Source organism: Caballeronia sp. M23-90 (assembly GCF_053574605.1).
On sequence record NZ_JBSIPA010000482.1, the window covers coordinates 1 to 4,883 of the forward strand.

The 4,883-nt window shown below is 62.5% G+C and carries 3 protein-coding genes; all 3 read right to left on the reverse strand.

The features are described from left to right. On the reverse strand, positions 1–1,851 hold a 1,851-nt coding region (gene ligA / locus ACRXB1_RS30480; RefSeq protein ID WP_449494159.1), incomplete at its 3' end, for an NAD-dependent DNA ligase LigA. A 132-nt stretch (positions 1,852–1,983) separates the two neighbouring features. Then, positions 1,984–3,231: a cell division protein ZipA C-terminal FtsZ-binding domain-containing protein gene (locus tag ACRXB1_RS30485; RefSeq protein WP_449494160.1), complete on the reverse strand. Its 1,248-nt coding sequence runs from the start codon at positions 3,229–3,231 to the stop codon at positions 1,984–1,986. 240 nt (positions 3,232–3,471) lie between these two features. Continuing rightward, positions 3,472–4,883, reverse strand: a 1,412-nt coding sequence (locus tag ACRXB1_RS30490; protein WP_449494161.1) for an AAA family ATPase, incomplete at its 5' end; no start/stop codon positions are given.

A 4,883-nucleotide genomic window follows, 5' to 3' on the forward strand; every position in this document is an offset into this window, starting at 1 on the left:
TGCCCTGGGCGCCGGCGGCCCTTCGGGCCATGTGACGTTGCCCGGCGCGCGCAATTGCTCGATCACCATCTGGTTGTGCTCTTCGCTGAAAAAATTGTGCAGCGATTCGGCCACGACCGGACCCACGTCGTTCACTTCGAGCAATTCTTCGACGCTTGCCGCCATGATCGGATCGAGCGAACCAAAATGCTTGGCGAGATCCTTCGCCGTGGACTCGCCCACGTGCCGAATACCCAGCGCATAGAGAAACCGCGGCAAGGTGGTGTGCTTGGCCTTGCCGATGGAATCGAAAAGATTCTGGGCAGATTTGTCGGCGAACCGGTCCAGCGCCGCGAGCTTCGCGACGCCCAGATTGAACAGATCGGCCGGCGTGCGCACAATGTTCTGTTCGACCAGCTGGTCGATGATCTTCTCACCCAGTCCGTCGATATCCAGCGCGCGCCGCTGCGCGAAATGCCACAGCGCCTGCTTGCGTTGGGCGGGACAGATCAGGCCACCGGTACAACGGGCGATGGCTTCGTCGGGCAGCCGTTCGATTTTCGAACCGCACACCGGACACGCGGTCGGCATCACGAACTCGCGCGCGTCGTCGGGACGGCGATCCAGGATCGCGCCGACAACTTCGGGAATCACGTCGCCGGCACGCCGCACGATCACCGTATCGCCAATACGAATGTCCTTGCGCCGTACTTCGTCTTCGTTGTGCAAGGTCGCGTTCGTCACGGTCGCGCCGCCGACGAACACCGGCGTCAACCGCGCGACCGGTGTGATTGCGCCGGTGCGCCCGACCTGCACGTCGATGGCCAACAACTGCGTCAGCGCTTCCTGCGCCGGAAACTTGTGTGCGAGCGCGAAGCGCGGTGCACGCGAGACGAAGCCGAGCTTGTCCTGTTCGTCGCGCTGGTTAACCTTATAAACCACGCCGTCGATGTCATAAGGCAAACCATCGCGCTTCTCGCCGGTCCTGTGGAAAAAAGCGAGCAACCCGTCCGCGCCCTTCACGACACCGCGCTCCGCGTTCACCGGCAGGCCCATTTGCTTGTACCAGTCGAGCAGCGCCGAGTGCGACGGCGGCATTTCCGCGCCTTCCAGCACACCGATCCCATACGCAAAAAAAGACAGCTTCCGCTGCGCGGTCATCTTCGAATCGAGCTGCCGTAGACCGCCTGCAGCCGCATTGCGCGGGTTGGCGAATTCACGTTGTTCCGCCTCGCGCTGCCGGGCGTTCAGCCGCTCAAAGTCACGCTTGAACATCAGCACTTCGCCGCGGACGTCGAGCCGCTTCGGGATGTTCTTGCCTTTGAGTTTCAACGGAATTGAATGAATGGTGCGAACGTTTTCGGTCACTTCTTCGCCTGTCGCGCCGTCACCGCGCGTCGACGCCTGAACGAACACGCCGTCGTCATACCGCAGCGAAATGGCGAGGCCGTCGAATTTCAGCTCGCACGCATATTCCACGGGCGTATGGCCGAGTGCGTCAGCGACGCGTTTGTCGAATGCAACGATATCTTCGTCGGCAAAGCCGTTGTTCAGCGACAGCATGGGCACGTCGTGCGTGACCGGCTGGAAACCTGTCGCGACCTGCCCGCCGACCCGTAACGTGGGCGAATCCGGCGTGATCAGGTCAGGTTGCGCCGCTTCGATCTGCTGTAGTTCCTTGAACAGAATGTCGTATTCGGCGTCAGGCAGCTCCGGCTGGTCGAGAACGTAGTACGCGTAGTTCGCACGCTCGAGTTCCGCGCGCAGCCACTCGGCGCGCTCGGCCGGACGGTCGCCACCCGGAATGGGCGTAGCTGAAACAGCGGGCTCTGCTTTTTCTGCTTTGGCAGCGGCTTTCGGTTTGGCGGACATGCGGCAGGACAGGCTGAGAAGTTGGAAGAAACCGACCTGTCGATTGTCTCAGAGAACGGCTGATCGTGGCATCGGCCGAATGGCCGATGCCTCCGAAATTGATTCGGCAATGCCGCGCCGCCGCGGTAAGCTTTATTGGCTGAACAAGCGCCGCGTGGCGGGCGAGCCCGCGGGAATGCCGGCTTGCTCAAGCTTCGCGTAGAGCGTCATCAACTGTTTTTCGATGGCGAGCAGCGAGCTTTCCGGCAGCGGCCGGCGCTGATCGTCCACCACCCTTGCGCCAATGCGCTCGGACAGCGATTTTGCGTAGTCGCACATGAGGCGAAACGGCAGGATGTCTTCGTCGGCGACCGGCACGTCCAGCACCAGCGTGATCATCTGGCCGCCCTTGTAGGTCAGGTCGTCGCGCAGGAAGTTGGTATCGCCGAAAAGCAGCATGAAAACCGGGTTCTGGCGTGCGTCGAGCTTGACGAAGCGCGTGCCGTCGCGTGAAAGCAGCAAGCCGTCCTGCGACGCCACCGCCTGCACGTAGTTGGCCGACCAGGGCGCGCCGTCAGAGAGAATATTGATGGACAACTGAGCGTCGCATTGGGCCGCGAACGCGTCGAGCTCACGCGCCATTCCGACTGTTTCGAGCATGTCGGGGAATTCGGGCGAACCGTCGATTCCGTCGGCGAAACGCTGTACGCCCGTCACGAACTCGGAAAACTCGAGTTCATTCAGCGGGCCGCCGCGATTGGCAAGCTGGGCCGCTGCACGCAATTCCTCGTAGCGCGCGCCGTTCTTGAGCAATTCCCACGTCGTGCCGCCTTCCGGCTTGCCTTCGATGTGTACCGGTTTCGCGCCCGCGCGCCGCAGCTTCTGTGCGCTCGGAATCAGCTTGTCGCCGGCAATGGGTGCGACAAGGCGAATGGGCACAACGCAATCGATCCGGCGATCCACGATAGCCGGCGGCGCCGAAGAAATGGTGGTCGCGGCCGGCAGCACCGGTTCGTCGTCATCGGCAATGATGGAGGGCGAATCCGGTTCCTCGAAGTCGCCATTCACCGAAGTCGATTCGGCCTGGATATCCACGGCCGTGTCCGCCGGCGCAACCGTGGACAGCGGCCCGGTGCCGCCGAAACTCGGTTCCACGCGTGAGTCCGGCGTGTCGGACCTGTCACCCTCGCCGATTGCGGGCTCGCGCCGTACCGGGCGCGTCGGTTCAATGAACGGCTGTTCGTCCTCCGTATCCTGCCGGGCGAGCGATTCCGCCGCTTCCTCAGGCATTGGACGGGGCATCTTGCGGCGCACTTTTGCGCCCTGCCACGCGTTGTAGACCACCACGCCGCCCACCACCACGGCTCCTGCCCCGATCAACCCGAGTGTCAACTCGTCCATGCACGCTCCGTCATACTTTCTGTTTGCGCTGTTTCATGCCGAGCGGCGCCCTTTAAGCTGCCGCTACCCGTGTCCAGCGCTTGTATTGAATTACGCCCCGCGATCTGCGCCGCATCAGGATTCACAAATCGAACCCCGTTCGCCACTCCGCGCCTGACGCGCCAGAACCGGCCTCCCGGACCGGTTCTTCACTCTGTTTTGATCGCCGGAAGTGCATCAATCCGCGCTCCGGCGAAACGTTCATGCATTCTGGGCGAAACCCGCCGCAGATTCCATATCCACGGCAACAATCCGCGATACACCCTGTTCCTGCATCGTCACGCCGATCAGTTGCTGCGCCATTTCCATCGCGATCTTGTTGTGCGAGATGAAGAGGAACTGCGTCTTCTCCGACATCGCCCGGACGAGGTTCGCGAAGCGTTCCGTGTTGGCGTCGTCGAGTGGCGCATCGACTTCGTCCAGCAAGCAGAACGGCGCCGGATTCAACTGGAACATGGCGAACACGAGCGCGGTCGCCGTCAGCGCCTTTTCACCGCCCGAAAGCAGGTGGATGGTCGAATTCTTCTTGCCGGGCGGCTGCGCGAGAACCTGCACGCCGGCATCGAGAATTTCGTCGCCCGTCATGACGAGCTTCGCCTGACCGCCGCCGAAGAGACGCGGGAACAGCTCGCCGAAATGACGGTTGACCTCGTCGAACGTGCCTTGCAACAATGAGCGCGTTTCCTGGTCGATCTTGTGGATCGCGTCTTCCAGCGTGCCGATGGCGTCGTTCAGATCCGCCGATTGCGAATCGAGGAACGACTTGCGCTCGCTCGCCGCCGCGAGTTCGTCGAGCGCCGCCATGTTGACCGCGCCAAGCGCCGCGATCGCGTTATTCAGACGCGTGACTTCGCCTTGCAGGTACGAAGGCTTCATGTCCGGCGTGAGTTTGGCCTGCAAATCGGCTTCGTCCACGCCGGCGGCCGCCAGTTGCTCGACGAACTGCTCGCCGCTGATGCGCGCGGCCTGCTCTTTCAACTGCAACTCGCCGATCTTGTCGCGCAGCGGCTGCAACGAACGTTCGGCGATCAGCCGAAGCTCGTCTGCCTGACGTAGACGCGCGGTGAGATCGTCCAGTTCGATACGCGTTGACTGCAGCGCCGCTTCCCTGGCCGCGCGCAATTCGAGCGCGTCCTGCAAGCCGGTGTGCGCGGTTTGCTCGTTGATGGTTTCGAGCTCGGCACGCGCATCTTCGAGAGCGCCTGCAACACGTTCGCTCTGCTCTTTCGCTGTTTCGATATTGCGCCGATATTCCTCGATCTTCGCCGCGAGCCCGCGCGCCGCGAAGCTGGCGTCGGTAGCCGCGCGCTCCAGATCGCGCGCTTCCTGACGGGCGTTGGTCAACGCTTCGTCGAGTGCTTCAAACGCGAGTTGGTTGTCTTCGAAACGCGCCTGCAATTCAGCAAGCTCGCCGTCATGGCGCTCGAAGTTCGCTTCCGATTCGGCGCGCAAGGCGCGTTGTTCATCGATCTGCGCCGTGATTTCTGCGAGTTCTTCACGGATTTGCGTGCTGCGCTGCATGTAGCGATCGTGCGCCTGCGTGAGCTTCAGCACGTCCATTTGCAGCGCGTGCACGCGCTGGGTCGCGCGGTCAGCGGCCGAACGTGCGTCGA

What these genes read in the sequence shown, in the direction of transcription:
- ACRXB1_RS30485 (WP_449494160.1), bottom strand. Translation starts at nt 3,231, where the DNA reads ATGGACGAGTTGACACTCGGGTTGATCGGGGCAGGAGCCGTGGTGGTG.